Origin of the sequence: Roseateles sp. L2-2, assembly GCF_050613215.1 — a bacterium.
GTDB classification, from domain to species: Bacteria; Pseudomonadota; Gammaproteobacteria; order Burkholderiales; family Burkholderiaceae_C; genus Roseateles; species Roseateles noduli.
Genome location: NZ_CP192509.1, coordinates 5,598,848 through 5,617,060, shown reverse-complemented (window position 1 = coordinate 5,617,060; position 18,213 = coordinate 5,598,848). Strand labels below are relative to the sequence as shown.

Here is an 18,213-nt window from a genome sequence, read left to right as displayed (position 1 = left end):
GCCCTGGAGATCCGGCAGATTCGAGATGCCGGACGGGTCGTAGGCCGCTGGCTGTCCGCGGCGGCCACGGGTATCGCGACGGGGGGAGTACGTCTCGCCGACCCGCAGCGTTGGCGCGAAGCGGCGGGGAACATCCGACGACATCACGTCGCGCTCGCGGTGCTCACGGCGACGGTGATCGCCGCCCACCTCTGGCTGCTGAGCGAGGCCCGCGAGCTCCACGACCACTGGATGCCGAACATCCCCGAGCCGGAACGGCTGCAGGCCGCCTTCGTCCGGGAACTGGCGCCGGCACCTCCGCCGCCGCCCGCGACCGCGGCGCCGAAAGAAGGACCGCCGGGCACGCCGCAGCGTCGCATCGAGTCGATGCCGGCCTTGGGCGAAGGACCCGCCCCGCTGCCGCCGGATCCCGCCGCGAGCGAGCCGCCGCCTGAACTGCAGGCGCTGGCGATGCCGCCGGCGCTGGCGATCTCCGACGCGGTCGGCACCTGGATGCCGGGCATCGAATGGCCGCTCTCGACAGAGCTGGACTACAAGCTCACCGGCGATTTCCGTGGCCCCATCTACGGCGACGCCCGCGTGCAATGGCTGCGGGAGGGCTCGCACTACCAGGTCCACCTCGAAGCCTGGATCGGCCCGAAGTTCGCGCCGCTGATGTCGCGCCGGATGAGCAGCGACGGCGAGATCACGCCGGTGGGTCTGGTGCCGCATCGTTTCGACGAGGTCACCGGCGGACTCGCGGGCGGGAACCGGCAGTCGACGCTGCTGTTCGACGACGGCGGCGTGCGCCTGGCCGACGGTCGCCGCGTGCCGGTGGCCGACGGCACGCAGGACGCGGCCAGCCAGTTCGTGCAGTTCACCTGGCAGTTCCTCACCGGTCGTCTGGCCTCGCACGGCGGGCAGTTGATCCAGCAGCCGCTGGCGCTGCCGCGCAACGTGCACCTGTGGCGCTACCAGGTGAGGAACCTGGAGGAGGTCGCGACGCCGCTGGGGCCGATCCCGGCGTGGCACGTGGACTCGGACATGACCGACACCCGCGGCGACATGCAGGCGGAGTTCTGGCTGGCGCCGTCGCTGCAGTACCTGCCGGTGCGGGTGCGGATCTGGCAGAACCGTCAAACGGATCCGCGCACGCACATCGACCTGGTCTTGAAGGCGCCGCCGAAGCAGGCGCAGGCCACGTCGGCATCGGGCGCGGCGAGCAAGCCGACGGCCGCCACTGGCCCCTGAGGGCCTTGGCGCGCGGGCGTCGTCCCGTCGCGGGCGCCTCTATAGTTGCCGCCATTCGAGTTCAAGGAGACATCCCATGATTGCAGCCCTGACCGGCGTGACGTTCGAGAACATCCTGGTGGAGGTGGCCGGCAGCGGCGACCGCAAGACGGGGGTGATCCGGCTGAACCGGCCCAAGCAGCTGAACGCGCTGAGCGACCCGCTGATGGACGAACTGGGCCGCGCGCTGCTGGCCTTCGACGCGGACGACGGCATCGGCTGCATCGTGCTGACGGGCAGCGAGCGCGCCTTCGCGGCGGGAGCGGACATTCCGACGATGGCGCCGCACACCTTCCTGTCGGCGTTCAAGAGCGGGCTGATCTCGAAGAACTGGGAGACCATCCTGCAGGTGCGCAAGCCGGTGATCGGCGCGGTGGCAGGTTTTGCACTGGGCGGCGGTTGCGAGCTGGCGATGATGTGCGACTTCATCATCGCGGCGGACACGGCGCGCTTCGGCCAGCCGGAGATCAAGCTGGGCATCATCCCCGGCGCGGGCGGCACGCAGCGCCTGCCGCGGGCGGTCAGCAAGAGCAAGGCGATGGACATGCTGCTGACGGCGCGCATGATGGACGCGGCGGAGGCGGAACGCGCCGGGCTGGTGTCGCGCGTGGTGGCGGCGGAGCAGCTGATGGCCGAGGCGCTGACGGCGGCGGAGACGATCAACGGCTTCAGCGGCCCGTCGACGATGCTGATCAAGGAACTGGTCAACCTGGCCTACCAGGGGCCGCTGACCGACGGTGTCGCGATCGAGCGCCGCTACTTCCACGCGCTGTTCGGCTCCGACGACCAGCGCGAAGGCATGGACGCGTTCCTGGCGAAACGGGCACCGGCGTTCAAGCACAGCTGAGCCCTTCGCCGCAGGAGCACTGGGGTGGCCCCCTCTCCCGCACCGCGGGAGAGGGCGGGGGTGAGGGCCAGCGGCCTCGGCAGTCCACCCCATTCCCGGCCCCGATTGAAACAATCCTTGACCCCGATCGGTGTACGCTGAGTTACCGGTTGGGGGATTGTTGACAATCCGTGAACGGATCTTTCCAGATTGCCTAGTGTTTCCCCTAGGCGCTGGCGCCTAGAGTTCAACCCATGGACGACGCGGAGTGCGGAGTCCGGTGCAACGCACCGCTAGGAGCCCGCCATGAACACCCTGATCAAGACCACCCTGATCGCCGCCGCCTTCCTGACCGCCGGCGCCACCTTCGCCGCCGAACCGGCCCAGAAGACCCGCGCCGAAGTCGTCGCCGAACTGCAAGCCGCCCGCGATTCCGGCGAAATCGCCTCGCTGACCGCCGAACAAGCAGGCGTCGGCTCGCTGGAAAACGGCATCAACGCGCCGACCTCGGCCCAGATCGCCGCCAAGAAGGCCGCCGTGAAGACCGCCGCCAAGAAGGGCGCGACGACCGAAGGCAACTCGGCCAAGTAAGGCCAACGCTTCCCCCTCGACACTGCCGGACGCACCGGCCGGCCTGGGGGGCCAGCAAGAAAAAAGGACACCGTCAGGTGTCCTTTTTTTCGTTCAACCCTCGCGACGCAGCGCGGGGAAGAGGATCACGTCGCGGATCGAGGGGCTGTCGGTGATCAGCATCATCAGACGGTCGATGCCGATGCCGCAGCCGCCCGTCGGAGGCATGCCGTACTCCAGGGCACGGATGAAGTCGGCGTCGAAGAACATCGCCTCCTCGTCGCCCGCATCCTTGTTGGCCACCTGCGACTGGAAACGCGCCGCCTGGTCCTCAGCATCGTTCAGCTCGGAGAAGCCGTTGGCGTACTCTCGGCCAGTGATGAAGAGCTCGAAACGCTCGGTGATGGTCGGATCGGCATCCGACGCACGCGCCAGCGGCGAGACCTCGACCGGGTAGTCGACGATGAAGGTCGGCTCCCAGAGCTTCTCCTCGACCGCCGCCTCGAACAGGCCGAACTGCAGCGCCGACAGGCCCCAGTGCTTGGGCGCTTCCTCGCCCAGTTCCTTGAGCTTGGCGCGCAGCACCTCGGCGTCATCGGCCTCGGCTTCGCTGACGCCTGCGTGCACGATCAGCGACTGGCGCACCGACAGGCGCGTGAAGGGCTTCTCCAGATCCACCGGCTTGCCGGCGTAGGTGACCTGGGCGCTGCCGGTGGCGGCGCGCGCGGCGTGGCGGATCACTTCCTCGGTGAAGCTCATGACCTCCTGGTGGGTCCAGAAGGCCGCGTAGAACTCCATCATCGTGAACTCGGGGTTGTGCCTGACGCTGATCCCCTCGTTGCGGAAGTTGCGGTTGATCTCGAAGACACGCTCGAAACCGCCCACCACCAGGCGCTTCAGGTAGAGCTCCGGCGCGATGCGCAGGTACATCTCCTGGTCCAGCGCGTTGTGGTGCGTGATGAACGGCTTGGCGTTGGCGCCGCCCGGGATGGGGTGCAGCATGGGCGTCTCGACTTCCAGGAAGCCGTTCTCGACCATGTACGAGCGGATCGAGGACACGGCCTTGGAACGCGCCACGAAGCGGTCGCGCGCCTTGCCGTCGGAGATCAGGTCGGCGTAGCGCTGGCGGTACTTCTGCTCCTGGTCGGCCATGCCGTGGAACTTGTCCGGCAGCGGGCGCAGCGACTTGGTCAGCAGGCGCAGGGTCGTGACCTTGACCGACAGCTCGCCGGTGCGGGTGCGGAAGAGCGTGCCTTCGGCGCCCAGGATGTCGCCCAGGTCGAAGTGCTTGAAGTCGGCATAGACCTCTTCACCCAGCGCGTCCTTGGACAGGAAGAGCTGGATCGCGCCGGTGGCGTCCTGCAGCGTGGCGAAGCTGGCCTTGCCCATGATGCGCTTGAGCATCATGCGGCCGGCCACCGTCACCGCGACGGCCTGCGGCTCGAGCTCCTCGTTGGGGAGCTCGCCGTACTGGGCCTGCAGCGGCTGCGCGCGGTGCTGCGGTTTGAAGTCGTTGGGGAAGGCCGCGACCCCCTTGGCCTTGGCTTTTTCGCGGACGGCGGCGAGTTTCTCGCGGCGTTCGGCGATCAGCTTGTTCTCGTCTTGGGCGGGCGCCGGCGTGTCGTTGCCGGTCTGGGGGTCTTGGGGCTGGCTCATCGTGGGCTGCAAAAAGGGCAGGGCGCGATTTTAGGCTCTTAAAATCGCGCCCCATGTCTCAGCTCCCCATCCTGGACCGCCCGGTCCGCGTCGCCCTGGTCGGTTGCGGCCGAATTTCGAAGAACCACGTCGACGCGCTGACCCGGCATCACGGTCGCGCGGAGCTGGTCGCCGTCTGCGATACGCGGCCCGAAGCCGTGCAGGCTGCGCTGGCCCAGACCGGCCTGCCCGCGGACCGCGGCTTCGCCTCGCTGGACGCGCTGCTGGCGGGCTCGGACGCCGACCTGATCGTGCTGTCCACGCCCAGCGGCCTGCATGCGCAGCAGGCCATCGCCTGCGCGCAGGCCGGCCGCCACGTGCTCAGCGAGAAGCCGATGGCGACGAAGTTCGAGGAAGGCCAGGCCATGGTCCGCGCCTGCCGCGACGCGGGCGTGAAGCTCTTCGTCGTGAAGCAGAATCGCCTCAACGCGACCGTGCAGCTGGTCAAGAAGGCGCTGGACGAAGGCCGCTTCGGCCGCATCTTCATGAGCACGGTCAACGTGTTCTGGACCCGCCCGCAGAGCTATTACGACGCCGCCCGCTGGCGCGGCCGCTGGGACATGGACGGCGGCGCCTTCATGAACCAGGCCAGCCACTACGTCGACCTGCTGGACTGGCTGGTGGGCCCGGTGGACAACGTCCACGCCTACACCGCCACGCTGGACCGCGACATCGAGGCCGAGGACACCGGCGTGCTGGCCCTGCGCCTGCGCCACGGCGGCCTGGCCAGCATCAACGTGACGATGCTGACCTATCCGCAGAACCTGGAAGGCTCGATCACCATCCTGGGCGAGAAGGGCACGGTCAAGATCGGCGGCACCGCCGTCAACAAGATCGAGCACTGGGCCTTCGACACGCCGCATCCCGACGACGAGCTGGTGAAGAACGCCAGTTACGAGACGACCAGCGTCTACGGCTTCGGCCACGCCGCCTATTACGACAACGTCATCCAGACGCTGCGCGGCGAGGCGCAGGCGCAGGTGGACGGCTACGAGGGCCTGCGTTCGCTGGAGCTGCTGATCGCCGCCTACCGCAGCGCGCGCGACGGCCAGCGCGTCGGCCTGCCGCTGGTGTTCTGACATGGCGTTCTGGCAGCACGCCTCGGCCGTCGTGGACGACGGCGCCCAGCTCGGCGAGGGCACCAAGGTCTGGCACTTCAGCCACGTGTGCGCCGGCGCGCGCGTGGGCGACGGCTGCTCGCTGGGGCAGGGCGTGTACGTCGGCAACGACGTGACGATCGGCCGCAACGTGAAGATCCAGAACAACGTGTCGGTCTACGACGCGGTGACGCTGGAGGACGACGTGTTCTGCGGCCCGTCCATGGTCTTCACCAATGTCTACAACCCGCGCTCGGCGGTGCCGCGCAAGAGCGAGTACCGCCGCACGCTGGTGAAGCGCGGCGCGACGCTGGGCGCGAACTGCACCGTGGTCTGCGGCGCGACGATCGGCGAATACGCCTTCGTCGGCGCCGGCGCCGTCGTCAAGGGCGACGTGAAGCCGTATGCGCTGATGGTCGGCGTGCCGGCCCGCCAGATCGGCTGGATGAGCCGCCACGGCGAGAAGCTCGATCTGCCGGTCGACGGCCGCGGCCGCGCGAGCTGCCCGGCCGGCGGCGACCTCTATGAACTCGACGGCCAGACGCTGACGCTGGTCACGCCCCAGGATCCCCAGCCATGAGCCTTCCCTTCATCGACCTCAAGGCCCAGTACGCCGCGCTGAAGACGACGATCGACGCGCGCATCCAGCGCGTGCTGGACCACGGCCAGTACATCATGGGCCCGGAGGTCAAGGAGCTGGAGACCGCGCTGGCCGCCTACGTCGGCGCGAAGCACTGCATCACCGTCGCCAGCGGCACCGAGGCACTGCTGATCGCGCTGATGGCGCTGGACCTGCAGCCCGGAGACGAGGTCATCACGACGCCGTTCACCTTCGCCGCGACGGTCGAGACCATCGTGCTGCTGGGCGGCGTGCCGGTGCTGGTGGACATCGAGCCCGACAGCTGCCACCTCGACGCGTCGCTGATCGAGGCCGCCATCACGCCGCGCACCAGGGCGATCATGCCGGTGAGCCTCTACGGCCAGGTCTGCGACATGGACACGATCAATGCGATCGCGGCGAAGCACGGGAACATCCCGGTGATCGAGGACGCCGCGCAGAGCTTCGGCGCCTCCTACAAGGGGAAGAAGAGCTGCGGCCTGTCGACCTGGGGCGCGACCAGCTTCTTCCCGAGCAAGCCGCTGGGCTGCTACGGCGACGGCGGCGCGCTGTTCACCGACGACGACGCGCTGGCGCAGGCCGCGCGCGAGATCCGCGTCCACGGCCAGAGCCAGCGCTACACGCACACGCGGGTGGGCGTCGGCGGCCGCATGGACACGCTGCAGTGCGCGGTGGTGCTGGGCAAGCTGGAACGCTTCGACTGGGAAATCGCGCAGCGCCTGGCCATCGGCGAGCGCTACCAGCGCCTGATCGCCGACCTGCCGCTGCAGCGCCTGGCGGTGCGCGAGGACCGCGATTGCGTCTGGGCGCAGTTCACGGTGCAGGTGGACCGCCGCGACGCGGTGCTGGAAGCGCTGAAGCAGGCCGGCATCCCGACGGCGGTCCACTATCCGAAGCCGCTGCACCGCCAGCCCGCCTACGAGCAGCGCTGCCGCGTGGCGACGCCGCTGCCCAACGCCGAGGCCGCCGCGCAACGCGTCATGAGCCTGCCGATGAGCCCCGACCTGAGCGAGGCGCAGCAGGACCAGGTCGTCGCCTCGTTGCGCGTCGCGCTGACCTGATCCCCCGATGCTCATCGGCTACACGCTGGATGCGGTGCGCGCCCGGATGCGCGCGCGGGTCGCGGCGTGGCTGGGGCTGGACGTGGGCGTGCGCGCGCAGATCCACCCCGGCGCGCGCGTGCGCTGCGGCGCGGGCAGCGCGATCGGCGCGGGCTCCATCCTGTACCGCGACGTGCAGATCCTCGCCACCGGCCAGGGCCGCTTCACGATCGGTGCGCGCAGCCACATCGCGCCGGGCGGCTACCTGCTGGTCGGCGACCAGTCCCTGTCCATCGGCGACGACGTCGCCATCGGCCCCGGCCTGATGCTGTTCTGCGAGTCCAACGCGGTGACGGCGACCGGCCTGTTCCGCGACCACTACCGGCGCGGCGAGATCCGCATCGGCTCCAACGTGTTCGTCGGCGCGCGCGTGACGGTGCTGCCGGGCAGCTTCATCGACGACGGCGTCGTCGTCGCGGCGCACGCGGTGGTGCGCGGCCACCTGCCCAGCGGCTGGGTCTACGGCGGCGTGCCGGCGCGGCCGCTCCACCGGATCGACGGGGCCCGGCCGCCGTCGATCGTCCCGTGAAGGGCCACGTCGCCGGCGCGCTGCGCTGGCGCGACCTGCCCGGCGCGCTCTGGCACTGGCTGCGCCGCGGCGACGCCGGCGCCGAGGACTTCCGCGCCGCCTTCGCCCGCAGCCTGGGCCTGGACCCGGCGCAGGCGGGCGAGGTCCGCCTCTTCGGCACCGGCCGCGCCGCGCTGCATGCGTTCACCGCGTCGCTGGACCTGCCGGTCGGCTCGGAAGTGCTGCTGCCGGGCTACACCTGCGTGGTGGTGCCCAACGTGTTCATGCACCTCGGCCTGGCGGTGCGCTACGTCGACATCGCCCGGGACGACTTCAATCCGACGCCCGACGCGATCTCCAACGAGATTTCGCCCGCGACCCGCGTCGTCGTCGTGCCGCACAACTTCGGCCTCGTCACCGAGGGCCTGGACGCGCTGCGGGCCAAGCACCCCGACGTCGTCTTCATCGAGGACGCCGCCCACGCCTGGGGCAGCACCGACGCGGTCGGCCGCATGGTCGGCACGCTGGGGCATGCGGCGTTCTTCAGCTTCGAATTCTCGAAACCGCTGACCACCGGCATCGGCGGGGCGCTCGTGATCCACGACCCCGGCTCCCGCGAGCGTTTCACGGCGCACCTGTCGGCGAACCCGCTGACGTTGCACGCGCCGTCGACCTCGACGGTCATCAAGCAGCTGCTGACGCTGTGCTGGCACCGCCTGACGATGAGCTTGCCGCGCCCCGCGCTGCACGCGCTGATCGCGCTGCTGCGGACGCCGTCGCGCCTGCTGGGCGTTGTGGCGAAGACGCCCGACAGCGAAGTGGCCGGCGAGACCGAACCCGACTACCGCGCCGGCCTGCATCCGCTGAGTGCCGCGATCGGCCTGATGCAGGCGCGCCGCTTCGACGAGATCCATGCGCTTCGCCGCGCGCAGGCGCAGGACTACGACGCGTTGCTGACCCATCTTCCCGGCTGGGAATGGCCGGTGCGCGCGCCCGGCGCCGTGCTGCTGCGCTACCCGCTGCTGCTGCCCGACGCGACGACGCGCGACGCCGCGATCGCGGCGCTGGAGGACGTCGGCATCGTCGGCGGCACCTGGTTCGACGACGTCGTCCATCCGCGCGGCAGCCGTCGCTTCGGCTATGCCGCAGGCGATTGCCCGAACGGCGAACGCGCCGCGCGCACCGTGCTCAACCTGCCGCTCGGTCGCCACGCACGGCTGAGACCGTCGCAACGCGCCGCCCTGCGCGCCATCGCGGAGCGTCACGGGGGCAGATCGCCATGACGGTGCGCCGCCGCTTCGCCCAACTGGCCGGCGCGTCGATGCTGACGCAGGCGATCCCGATGCTGATCGCGCCGCTGCTGACGCGCTGGTACGGCGCGGAGGCGCTCGGCCACTGGGCGCTGTTCGTGGCGCTGGCCGCGAACCTCGCGACCATCGCCAACGCGCGCTACGAGTTCGCCATCGTCCTGCCGCGCCGCGACGGCGAGGCCGCGCTGGTGCTGCAGCTGGCGCTGTGGATCGCGCTCGGCGTGGGCATGGTCACGGCCGTCGGCGCCACCGCCTGGCACCTGCTGATGGCGCACCACGCCAAGCTGGGCGGACGCTGGGTCTCGCTCGATCAGCTGGATCCCTGGCTGCTGATGCTCGCGCCGGTCGTGGCGCTCGCCGGCATGCAGCAGGGCTTGAGCCTGTGGAACAACCGCCAGGGCCGCATCGACGTGATCGCCCAGGCCCGCGTGCTGCAGCAAGGCGTGATGGCCGCCGCACAGGCCGTCGCTGCGCTCGGCGGCTGGGCGGGTGTGGCGGCGCTGGTGCTGTCGCAGAGTCTGGCCGCGCTGCTCGCGCCGCTGTGGCTGCTGCGACGCGGCGCGCGCTGGCGCCGCGCGACGCGGCTGGACCAGGCCGGCAAGACCTGGCACTGGCGGCATCTGCGCCGCCTGGCGTGGCGCTACAAGCAGTTCCCGCTGCTCAACAGTCCGCATGCCTTCGTCAACGCGGCGCAGGAGACGCTGGTGCTCGCGATGATCGCCGCCTGGGCGGACGCCGCGACGGCGGGCTACTACGCGCTGATGGTGCGCCTCGTGAAGGCGCCGGCGACGCTGGTCGGCGGCGCCCTGTCCGAAGCGCTGCTCGGCGAACTCGCCCGCGACTGGCAGCGCGGCGTCGACCTGCGTCCGCGCCTGCTGCGCGGCATCAAGCTGCTGGCCATGGTCGCGCTGCCCTGCATGGTCGTGCTGATCGCCGTCGGTCCGGCGCTGTTCGGCTGGCTGCTCGGTGAGGACTGGGCCCGCGCCGGCGAGTACGGACGCTGGCTTGCCCCTTACGTGGCGGCGCACTTCATCGCGGCGCCGCTGACGGTCACTCCCATGGTCACCGGCCGCCAGCGCGGCGCGCTGGTCTTCAGCCTGGTCGGCAACGCGCTGTACGTGCTGCCGGTGGCGCTGGTGCTCAGCCGCGGCGGCGCGTTGACGACGGCCCTGGCCGCCATCGCGGTGCTGCTGCCGATCTATTTCGCGATCTATCTGGCGTGGCTGGTGCGCGGCTCGGCGCCGCGTACTGCCCTGCACGGAGCCCCTGCATGAGACTGGTCCTGATCGGTGACGGCGACAGCCCCCACCTCCTGAAATGGGCGCGAGCGCTGTCGCAGCAGCGCGACCTGGAACTGTGGGCCGCGTCCACGCGCGGCTTCGCGCCGGAGTTCCAGTTCCTGATCCCGGAGGATCGCCGCCTGGCGCTGAACACCGATCCCGCGCACGCCGGCGGCAACATCGCCGTGCTGCGACAGTTGCCGGCGCTGGGCGCCTGGCTCAAGCAGGTCGACGCCGACTGGCTGCACGCGCATTACCTGACCTCGCACGGCACGCTGGCCTGGGCCGCGCGCCGCGGCTGGAAGCTGCGCGCGAAGATCGCCGGCTCCGCCTGGGGCAGCGACATCCTCGTCACGCCCGACCAGGGCTTCGCCTACCGCTGGCTGACGACGAAGGTGCTGAAGGCCTGCGCGATCACGACCTCGGACTCCGAGCACATGAGCGCCCGCATGCGCGAGCTCGGCGCGGCCGAGGTGATGACCTTCCCGTTCGGGCTGGAGCAGCTGCCCAAGCAGAACGTGCGCAAGCAACCGTGGCTCTTCTACGCCAACCGGGGGCTGGAGCCGATCTATCGGCCGCACCGCGTGATCGAGGTCTTCGCCGCGATCGCCGCGAAGCAGCCCGAGGCGCGCCTGGTCGTCGCGAACGACGGGTCGCTGCGCGGCGCGATGGAAGCGCAGGTGGCGTCGCTCGGCCTGGCGGATCGTGTCGAGTTCGTCGGTCGCCTGGACGCCACCTCGCAAGGCCGCCGCTACGCGCCGGCGCGCTGGTTCCTGAGCCTGCCGCAGAGCGATTCCGTGTCGGTCTCCGTGCTGGAGGCGATGGCCCACGAGTGCCTGCCCATCCTGTCCGACCTGCCCGCCAACGACGAGGTGCTGGGCACCGGCGGCATCGCCAGCATCGACGCGGCGCTCCATCCCAACGTCAAGCTGCTGGGCCGTCACGGCCTGATCCTGAAGGACGGCGACGACCTGGCCACGCTGGCCGACCGGCTCCAGCTGATGGTCGGGCAGAGCGACGTCGCGGGGCACTCGGTCGACGCCGACCGGCTGGGCGCCGCCAATCGCGCCTGGGTCGCGGAACACGCGATGTTCGGTCCCGCCGTCAAGCATTTCATCGAGCGCCTGAAGCGCCTCTGAGCCTGTCCATTCCCATGAAGCTGCTGCTGATCAACCACTACGCCGGCTCGCCGAAGCACGGCATGGAATTCCGCCCGTTCTACCTCGCCCGCGAATGGGTGCGGACGGGGCACCAGGCGCTGATCCTGGGCGCGTCCTACTCGCATGTGCGCACCACCCAGCCCGAGCCGGGCATGGCGGCGATGAGCGGCGTGAACTACCTCTTCTACGACACGCCCGAGTACCAGGGCAACGGCACGGGCCGGGTCAAGAACATCTGGTCCTTCTGCCGCCAGGTCTGGAAGGACGCCGACATCCTGGCGCGCGAGTTCGCGCCGGACGTCGTGATCGCGTCCAGCACCTACCCGATGGACATCTGGGTCGCGCGCCGGGTCGCGAAGCTCGCCAAGGCCAAGCTGGTTTACGAGGTGCACGACCTCTGGCCGCTGTCGCCCATCGAGCTGTCGGGCATGTCGAAGTGGCACCCGTTCGCGATGCTCTGCCAGAAGGCGGAGAACGACGCCTACCGTGACGCCGACGTCGTCGTGTCCATGCTGCCCAAGGTGCATCAGCACATGGCCGCGCACGGCCTCGACCTGAAGAAGCTGCACATCGTGCCCAACGGCATCACGCTGGACGAATGGTCCGAGGACGGCGAGCCGCTGGACGCCGCGATCCAGGCGCATCTGGACGCCGAGCGGGCGGCGGGGCGCACCGTCGTCGGCTACGCCGGCTCGATGGGCGAGCCCAACGCGCTGGACGTGCTGCTGGACGCGGCGAAGCGGCTCAAGGACGCGCAGGGTGCCGAGAGCGCGGCGCTGAGCTTCGTGCTGGTCGGGGGCGGGCATCTGCGGGACCACCTGGAAGCGCGCGTGCGCGACGAAGGCCTGACGAACGTCGCCCTGTTCTCTGCGATCCCGAAGGCGCAGATCCCGTCGCTGCTGAAGGGCTTCGACATCGCCTACATCGGCTGGCAGCGCACGCCGATCTACCGCTTCGGTATCGCGCCCAACAAGCTGATGGACTACATGATGGCGCAGCGCCCGGTGCTGCATTCGGTGGAAGCCGGCAACGACCCGGTGGCCGAGGCCGGCGCCGGGCTGACGGTGCCGCCGCAGGACGCGAAGGCGGTCGCCGACGGTCTGCTCCAGCTCGCCGCCGTGCCGGCCGACGAGCGCGCCGCCATGGGACGCCGCGGCCGCGAGTTCGTGCTGGCGAATCACACCTATCCTGTGCTGGCGCAGCGTTTCATCGACGCGGTGTCCTGACCCGACTTTTCCTGTTTTCGCAGTTCCGATCCACGCAGTCCCGATCAACGCAGTCCTCACCACGGCGTTCCGCCGACGACGACATGACCCAGGACCGAGAACTCCAGGCCATCGCCCAGCGATACGCCCGCCGCGACCAGCGGCTGGCCGGGCTGGAGCGCTACAGCCTGCTGCGCCCGGAGGTCTGGCAGATGCTGCACGAGCGCCAGGCCGCGATGCTGCGCCTGCTGGCGGCGCACCGCGCCACACTGCCTGACCCCGCCGCGCCGCTGAGCGACTGGCGCATGGCCGAGGTCGGCTGCGGCGCCGGCGGCAACCTGATGGACATGCTGCGACTGGGCCTGCTGCCGCAGCACCTCACCGGCATCGAGCTGCTGCCCGAACGCCTGGAGGCCGCGCGCGCCGCGCTCCCGCAGCAGGTGCGGCTGCTGGCGGGCGACGCGTCCCAGGCGGACGTCGAAGCCGGCAGCCAGGACCTGGTGCTGCAGTCGACGGTGTTCTCCTCCATCCTGGACGACGGCCTGCAGCGCCGCCTCGCCGACGCGATGTGGCGCTGGGTGAAGCCGGGCGGGGCGGTGCTCTGGTACGACTTCATCGTCGACAATCCGCGCAATCCCGACGTCCGGGGCGTGCCGCTGAAACGCGTGCGCGCGCTGTTCCCTGAGGGCCGGATGGCGGTGCGCCGCGTCACGCTGGCCCCGCCGATCGCGCGTGCCGCCTGTCGCGTCCACCCGGGCGCCTACCGCGTCCTCAACACGATCCCCTTCCTGCGCAGCCACGTGCTGGCGCTGATCACCAAGACATCATGAGCACCACCGATCCGAAGCTGCCGTTCCTTCCCTTCGCGCTGCCCGAGCTGGGCGAGGAGGAGATCGCCGAGGTCGTCGATACGCTCAGGAGCGGCTGGATCACCACCGGCCCGAAGGCGAAGCGCTTCGAGCAGGCCTTCGCCGAGTTCCTGGCCGAGCCGCAGATCGAGTGCATCGCCGTCAACTCCGCGACCGCCGGTCTGCACCTGGCGCTCGAGGCCCTGGGCATCGGCCCCGGCGACGAGGTCATCACGACGACGCACACCTTCACCGCGACGGCCGAGGTGGTGCGCTACATGGGCGCGGACGTGAAGCTGGTCGACATCGACCCGGCGACGATGAACATCGCGATCGACCAGATCGAGGCCGCGATCACGCCGCGCACGAAGGCGATCATTCCGGTGCACTACGCCGGCCTGGCGGTGGACATGCTGTCGCTGCTGGACATCGCCCGCCGGCACGGCCTGAAGGTGGTCGAGGACGCCGCGCACGCGCTGCCCACGACGCTGGAGAAGGAGCTCATCGGCACCATGGGCAGCAACGCCACGGTGTTCAGCTTCTATGCCAACAAGACGATGACGACGGGCGAGGGCGGCATGCTGGTCACGCGCGATCCGGAGCTGGCCAAGCGCGCCCGCGTGATGCGGCTGCACGGCATCAACCGCGACGCCTTCGACCGCTTCACGGCGAAGGTGCCGAGCTGGTACTACGAGATCGTCGCCCCCGGCTTCAAGTACAACCTGACCGACATCGCCGCGGCGCTGGGGCTGCACCAGCTCAAGCGGTTGCCGGCCTTCCAGAAGCGGCGCGAGCAGATCGCCGCGCGTTACTTCGAGGCGCTTGCCGACCTGCCGCTGATCCTGCCGCCCAAGGCCCCCAACGAGGACGTGCACAGCTGGCACCTGTACGTGCTGCGCCTGTCCGATGCGGCGGTGGCGGCCGGCGTGTCGCGCGACCTCTTCATCGAGCGCATGTTCGAGCGGGGCATCGGCTGCAGCGTGCACTACGTGCCGCTGCACCAGCATCCGTACTGGAAGGATCGCTACGGCCTGACGGCCGAGATGTTCCCCGAGTCGCAGAAGGCCTACGAGCGCACGGTCACCATCCCGCTCTACACCGCGATGACCGACGAGCAGGTCGAGCGCGTCATCGACGCGGTGCGCCGCAGCCTGGGTTTCTGAGCCTCACCGATCGGGAACAGGCCGATGGCCAAGCGACTCTTCGACATCCTCTGCGCCGGCGTGGGCCTGCTGCTGCTGAGCCCGCTGCTGCTGGTCGTGGCGGCGTGGATCAAGCTCGACTCGCGCGGGCCGGTGATGTTCCGGCAGGAGCGGGTGGGGCGCTTCGGCCGCCCCTTCCGCATCCACAAGTTCCGCACGATGCGCGTGGACGCGCCCAGCCTCGGTCCGCAGATCACCATCGGCGACGACGCGCGCATCACGCGCAGCGGCCGCTGGCTGCGCGCGAGCAAGGTCGACGAGCTGCCCCAGCTGTGGGACGTGCTGCGCGGCGCGATGAGCCTGGTGGGGCCGCGGCCCGAGGTGCCGCGCTACGTCGCGCTGTATCCGGCGGAACTGCGCGCGCTGGTGCTCTCAGTGCGGCCGGGCATCACCGATCCGGCCTCGCTGACCTTCCGCAACGAGAGCGAACTGCTGGCGCGGGCCGAGGATCCCGAGCGCGAATACGTCGAGGTCGTCATGCCGATGAAGCTGGGCCTGGCCGCGGACTACGTGCGCAACGCCAGCCTGCTGGGCGACATCCGGCTGATCCTGGCGACGCTGGGCGCGATCAAGGCCTGAGCGCACAAGAGAACAAGAGAGCAAGAGAACCCGATGAACTGGTTGTCCCTGGATGCCTTCCTGACGCGGATCCGCCCGTACCGCGAGGCGGCGGCGCTCGCGCTGGACATGGCGGCGGTGGCGCTCGCGTGGCAGGCGACGTATCTGTTCCGCCTGGGCTTCGAGCGCTGGTTCGAGGCCCGGCCCGACTACGACCACTGGGTGATGCTGGGCATCGTCGCGCTGTACGGGCTGTTCCTGAAGCTGTTCCGCGTGCCCAAGGGGATGTGGCGCTTCAGCGGCTTCGGCGAGGTCAAGCGGCTGGCGGCGGTGTGCATTCTCGCGGGCCTCATCGCGGCGGTGGCGGTGCTGATGGCGCAGCTGACCAAGGTGCCGCGCGCGGTGCTGGCGCTGCATCCCGTGTTCACGCTGATGGCGCTGGCGACGATGCGCATGGGCTACCGCATGCTCTATGAGCACATGCGCAGTCGCATCAGCGGCAGCGCGCTGGAGCAGCGCCGCGCGCTGGTGATGGGCGCGGGCGACGCGGGCCGCCTGCTGGTGGCGGGCATCCAGCACCAGCAGGGCTGGGTGGTCGTGGGTTATCTGGACGACGCGCCGGAGAAGCGCGGCGCGCGCGTGGCAGGCGTGCCGGTGATCGGCACGTTGGAGGACGCCACGCGGCTGGCGGACATGCACGGCATCACGCACGTGATCGTGGCGATGCCGGCGGCGACGACGCCGGAACGGCGCCGCGCGCTGGACCTGGCGGGCAGGACGGGGCTGGCCGTGCTGACGGTGCCGAGCAGCGAGGAACTGCTGGCGGGGCGCACGGTGAACCAGGTGCGCGACATCGAACCGGAGGACCTGCTCGGGCGCGAGCCGGTGGAGCTGGATGAAGGCGGCATCAGCGAGTGCATCGGCGGCAAGGTGGTGCTGATCACCGGCGCGGGCGGATCGATCGGGTCGGAGCTGTGCCGGCAAGTGGCGCGCTACGGCCCGTCGAAGATCGTGCTGTACGAATTGAGCGAGTTCGCGCTCTACCGGATCGAGCAGGAGCTGTCGGAGAAGTTCCCGCACATCCCGCTGGTGCGGCTGATCGGCGACGTGAAGGACCTGGCGCACCTGCGCTTCACCTTCGGCAGGTACCGGCCGCAGATCGTCTTCCATGCCGCAGCCTACAAGCATGTGCCGCTGATGGAGGAGGACAACGCCTGGGCGGCGCTGAGGAACAACACCCTGGGCACGTATCACGCGTGCGTGGCGGCCGCGGAATCAGGGGCGGAACGCTTCGTGATGATCTCGACGGACAAGGCCGTCAATCCGACCAACGTGATGGGCGCGACCAAACGTGCTGCGGAGCTCGTCATCAGCCACATGGCCGGGCAGGGGCACGCGACGAAGTTCATGGCGGTGCGATTCGGGAACGTGCTGGGCAGCAGCGGCAGCGTGATCCCGAAGTTCAAGGAACAGATCGCGAAGGGCGGGCCGGTGACGGTGACGCACCCGGAGATCACGCGCTACTTCATGACGATCCCGGAGGCGGCGCGGCTGGTCGTCCAGGCGGGTGCGATCGGAGAGACGGGACAGGTGTTCGTGCTCGATATGGGCGATCCGGTGAAGATCGTCGATCTGGCCAGGACCATGATCCGGATGAGCGGCAAGGACCTGCGCGAGATACGGATCGAGTTCTCGGGCTTGAGGCCGGGGGAGAAGTTGTATGAGGAACTGTTGGCCCAGGACGATCGCGTGATCCCGACGCGCATCGTCCGCCTCATGATTGCCCGGCTGGACAGCACCAAGGCCGGATCCTCGCTGCCGGATGTGCTGGCGTCACTGACTGCCGACGGCTATGCGGACGACTCGACGATCCGGCGGATGCTGCGCGCCGTCCTGCCCGAATACGCCAGCGCTCGGTCCGATTGAGCCGGCGCAGGCGCCGGCGCTGGAAGTTCAGGTGCGCGGATTGGTGAGCCGCTTGAACTCGTCATAGTCGCGGATGTAGTCCGCGTTGTCGTAATAGTCCGAAGCGAAGACCAGCAGGACTGCATCTTCCGAATACTTGTACTGGATGCCCCAGGTCATCGGCGGCAGATGGATCCCCACTTCCGGGCCGTCCAGTTGGAACTCCTGGCGCGAGGTGCCGTCGTCCGCGACGACCGCGCAGCTGCCGCGCACGCAGATCAGGAACTGGTGGCAGGCGTGGTGGGCATGTTCGCCGCGGGTCTCCCGGCTCGGCACGTCGAACACCATGAAATAGCGCTTGGCCGGGAAGGGAATGCCGCGTTCGAACTCGCCGACCGTCAGGCTGCCCCGGATGTCGGAGATGCGCGGCATGCGGTGCAGGGTCACGCCGCGCACGGCGGTGGCCTCCACACCGGGCGAGGCCTTCACCGGCGCCGCGACCTTGCTGCGGTCCTTGTCCGCATCGACGTAGCCGACGATCTTGGCGGGGTTGCCCACGACGATGGCGTTCGGCGGCACCGATCGCGTCACCACGGCGCCGGCGGCTACCATCGCGTTGCTGCCGATGGTGATGCCGGGCAGCACCGTGGCATTCGCACCGATGGATGCCCCATCCTCGAGTCGCGTCTCCAGGAACTTCTCAGGCGTCCTCTTGCTGCGCGGAAAGAGGTCGTTGGCAAACGCGGCATTGGGGCCGATGAACACGTCGTTGCCGACCCGCAGACCGTCCCAGAGCTGGACGCCGCTCTTCACGGTCACGCGGTCGCCGATCTGAACGTCGTTCTCGATCAGGCTGTGCGAGCAGATGTTGCAGTCGTCCCCGATGCGGGCGCCGGGCAGCACGACGACGAATTGCCACACGCGCGTCGATGCGCCGATCTGCGTCGATTGGACGTCGGCCAGGGGGTGGATGAAAGTATTGTTCATGACGCTGGATTCTGTGGGCGGCGCGTCCGGAGAGGCCGGCGCGCGGGACGCATGAGTGTAGTGGCAGCATGCGC

17 protein-coding genes are annotated in these 18,213 nt (G+C 69.7%); 15 read left to right on the top strand and 2 right to left on the bottom strand.

Features of this window, described 5'->3' with window-relative positions; genetic code table 11:
• Positions 1-159: 159 nt before the first annotated feature.
• The 3 genes from ACQZ13_RS25095 to ACQZ13_RS25085 all read left to right on the top strand — a co-directional run bounded on the left by ACQZ13_RS25095 (position 160) and on the right by ACQZ13_RS25085 (position 2,686).
• A complete protein-coding gene (locus ACQZ13_RS25095; protein ID WP_431048589.1) occupies positions 160-1,230 on the top strand; it encodes a DUF3108 domain-containing protein in 1,071 nt (356 codons plus the stop codon).
• 97 nt (positions 1,231-1,327) lie between these two features.
• Positions 1,328-2,116, top strand: a complete 789-nt coding sequence (locus ACQZ13_RS25090) for an enoyl-CoA hydratase (RefSeq protein ID WP_088406439.1) — start codon at positions 1,328-1,330, stop codon at positions 2,114-2,116.
• 285 nt (positions 2,117-2,401) lie between these two features.
• Positions 2,402-2,686 (top strand): DUF4148 domain-containing protein, encoded by a 285-nt coding sequence (locus tag ACQZ13_RS25085; RefSeq protein WP_431048588.1) that lies wholly within the window; start codon positions 2,402-2,404, stop codon positions 2,684-2,686.
• A 93-nt stretch (positions 2,687-2,779) separates the two neighbouring features.
• Here ACQZ13_RS25085 and lysS read toward each other — a convergent pair whose 3' ends face one another.
• Positions 2,780-4,321 (bottom strand): lysine--tRNA ligase, encoded by a 1,542-nt coding sequence (gene lysS / locus ACQZ13_RS25080; RefSeq protein ID WP_431048587.1) that lies wholly within the window; start codon positions 4,319-4,321, stop codon positions 2,780-2,782.
• A gap of 53 nt (positions 4,322-4,374) precedes the next feature.
• Here lysS and ACQZ13_RS25075 point away from each other — a divergent pair, with 53 nt between their 5' ends.
• The 12 genes from ACQZ13_RS25075 (at position 4,375) to ACQZ13_RS25020 (ending at position 17,173) form a co-directional block, all read left to right on the top strand.
• The gene (locus tag ACQZ13_RS25075) at positions 4,375-5,439 is read left to right on the top strand and encodes a Gfo/Idh/MocA family protein (protein WP_431048586.1); all 1,065 of its coding nucleotides are present in this window, start codon (positions 4,375-4,377) and stop codon (positions 5,437-5,439) included.
• Between the two features lies 1 nt (position 5,440).
• Positions 5,441-6,037: an acyltransferase gene (locus ACQZ13_RS25070; RefSeq protein WP_431048585.1), complete on the top strand. Its 597-nt coding sequence runs from the start codon at positions 5,441-5,443 to the stop codon at positions 6,035-6,037.
• Positions 6,034-7,137 (top strand): DegT/DnrJ/EryC1/StrS family aminotransferase, encoded by a 1,104-nt coding sequence (locus ACQZ13_RS25065; protein ID WP_431048584.1) that lies wholly within the window; start codon positions 6,034-6,036, stop codon positions 7,135-7,137. The genes ACQZ13_RS25070 and ACQZ13_RS25065 overlap by 4 nt, the downstream gene beginning before the upstream one ends.
• A gap of 7 nt (positions 7,138-7,144) precedes the next feature.
• The gene (locus ACQZ13_RS25060) at positions 7,145-7,705 is read left to right on the top strand and encodes an acyltransferase (protein WP_431048583.1); all 561 of its coding nucleotides are present in this window, start codon (positions 7,145-7,147) and stop codon (positions 7,703-7,705) included.
• Positions 7,702-8,967 carry a DegT/DnrJ/EryC1/StrS family aminotransferase gene (locus ACQZ13_RS25055; protein WP_431048582.1) on the top strand — a complete coding sequence of 422 codons (1,266 nt, stop codon included), beginning with the start codon at positions 7,702-7,704 and terminating at the stop codon, positions 8,965-8,967. The genes ACQZ13_RS25060 and ACQZ13_RS25055 overlap by 4 nt, the downstream gene beginning before the upstream one ends.
• On the top strand, positions 8,964-10,268 hold the full coding sequence (locus ACQZ13_RS25050; RefSeq protein ID WP_431048581.1) for a lipopolysaccharide biosynthesis protein: 1,305 nt from the start codon (positions 8,964-8,966) through the stop codon (positions 10,266-10,268). Before ACQZ13_RS25055 ends, ACQZ13_RS25050 begins: the two co-directional genes overlap by 4 nt.
• Entirely contained in the window at positions 10,265-11,413 is a 1,149-nt protein-coding gene (locus tag ACQZ13_RS25045) for a glycosyltransferase family 4 protein (RefSeq protein WP_431048580.1), read from the top strand. The genes ACQZ13_RS25050 and ACQZ13_RS25045 overlap by 4 nt, the downstream gene beginning before the upstream one ends.
• 14 nt (positions 11,414-11,427) lie before the next feature.
• Entirely contained in the window at positions 11,428-12,660 is a 1,233-nt protein-coding gene (locus ACQZ13_RS25040) for a glycosyltransferase family 4 protein (protein WP_431048579.1), read from the top strand.
• 83 nt (positions 12,661-12,743) lie between these two features.
• Positions 12,744-13,469, top strand: coding sequence for a class I SAM-dependent methyltransferase (locus tag ACQZ13_RS25035; RefSeq protein ID WP_431048578.1), 726 nt, complete (start codon positions 12,744-12,746; stop codon positions 13,467-13,469).
• Positions 13,466-14,650 carry a DegT/DnrJ/EryC1/StrS family aminotransferase gene (locus ACQZ13_RS25030; RefSeq protein ID WP_431048577.1) on the top strand — a complete coding sequence of 395 codons (1,185 nt, stop codon included), beginning with the start codon at positions 13,466-13,468 and terminating at the stop codon, positions 14,648-14,650. Before ACQZ13_RS25035 ends, ACQZ13_RS25030 begins: the two co-directional genes overlap by 4 nt.
• Positions 14,651-14,674: 24 nt before the next feature.
• Positions 14,675-15,268 (top strand): sugar transferase, encoded by a 594-nt coding sequence (locus tag ACQZ13_RS25025; protein ID WP_431048576.1) that lies wholly within the window; start codon positions 14,675-14,677, stop codon positions 15,266-15,268.
• A gap of 33 nt (positions 15,269-15,301) precedes the next feature.
• Complete coding sequence (locus ACQZ13_RS25020) at positions 15,302-17,173, top strand: polysaccharide biosynthesis protein (protein WP_431048574.1); 1,872 nt, start codon at positions 15,302-15,304, stop codon at positions 17,171-17,173.
• A gap of 27 nt (positions 17,174-17,200) precedes the next feature.
• Here ACQZ13_RS25020 and ACQZ13_RS25015 read toward each other — a convergent pair whose 3' ends face one another.
• Complete coding sequence (locus ACQZ13_RS25015; RefSeq protein WP_431048572.1) at positions 17,201-18,139, bottom strand: WxcM-like domain-containing protein; 939 nt, start codon at positions 18,137-18,139, stop codon at positions 17,201-17,203.
• Positions 18,140-18,213: the final 74 nt, after the last annotated feature.

What these genes read in the sequence shown, in the direction of transcription:
- ACQZ13_RS25085 (WP_431048588.1), top strand. Translation starts at nt 2,402, where the DNA reads ATGAACACCCTGATCAAGACCACCCTGATCGCCGCCGCCTTCCTGACC.
- lysS (WP_431048587.1), bottom strand. Translation starts at nt 4,321, where the DNA reads ATGAGCCAGCCCCAAGACCCCCAGACCGGCAACGACACGCCGGCGCCC.
- ACQZ13_RS25075 (WP_431048586.1), top strand. Translation starts at nt 4,375, where the DNA reads ATGTCTCAGCTCCCCATCCTGGACCGCCCGGTCCGCGTCGCCCTGGTC.
- ACQZ13_RS25070 (WP_431048585.1), top strand. Translation starts at nt 5,441, where the DNA reads ATGGCGTTCTGGCAGCACGCCTCGGCCGTCGTGGACGACGGCGCCCAG.
- ACQZ13_RS25065 (WP_431048584.1), top strand. Translation starts at nt 6,034, where the DNA reads ATGAGCCTTCCCTTCATCGACCTCAAGGCCCAGTACGCCGCGCTGAAG.
- ACQZ13_RS25060 (WP_431048583.1), top strand. Translation starts at nt 7,145, where the DNA reads ATGCTCATCGGCTACACGCTGGATGCGGTGCGCGCCCGGATGCGCGCG.
- ACQZ13_RS25050 (WP_431048581.1), top strand. Translation starts at nt 8,964, where the DNA reads ATGACGGTGCGCCGCCGCTTCGCCCAACTGGCCGGCGCGTCGATGCTG.
- ACQZ13_RS25045 (WP_431048580.1), top strand. Translation starts at nt 10,265, where the DNA reads ATGAGACTGGTCCTGATCGGTGACGGCGACAGCCCCCACCTCCTGAAA.
- ACQZ13_RS25040 (WP_431048579.1), top strand. Translation starts at nt 11,428, where the DNA reads ATGAAGCTGCTGCTGATCAACCACTACGCCGGCTCGCCGAAGCACGGC.
- ACQZ13_RS25035 (WP_431048578.1), top strand. Translation starts at nt 12,744, where the DNA reads ATGACCCAGGACCGAGAACTCCAGGCCATCGCCCAGCGATACGCCCGC.
- ACQZ13_RS25030 (WP_431048577.1), top strand. Translation starts at nt 13,466, where the DNA reads ATGAGCACCACCGATCCGAAGCTGCCGTTCCTTCCCTTCGCGCTGCCC.
- ACQZ13_RS25025 (WP_431048576.1), top strand. Translation starts at nt 14,675, where the DNA reads ATGGCCAAGCGACTCTTCGACATCCTCTGCGCCGGCGTGGGCCTGCTG.
- ACQZ13_RS25020 (WP_431048574.1), top strand. Translation starts at nt 15,302, where the DNA reads ATGAACTGGTTGTCCCTGGATGCCTTCCTGACGCGGATCCGCCCGTAC.
- ACQZ13_RS25015 (WP_431048572.1), bottom strand. Translation starts at nt 18,139, where the DNA reads ATGAACAATACTTTCATCCACCCCCTGGCCGACGTCCAATCGACGCAG.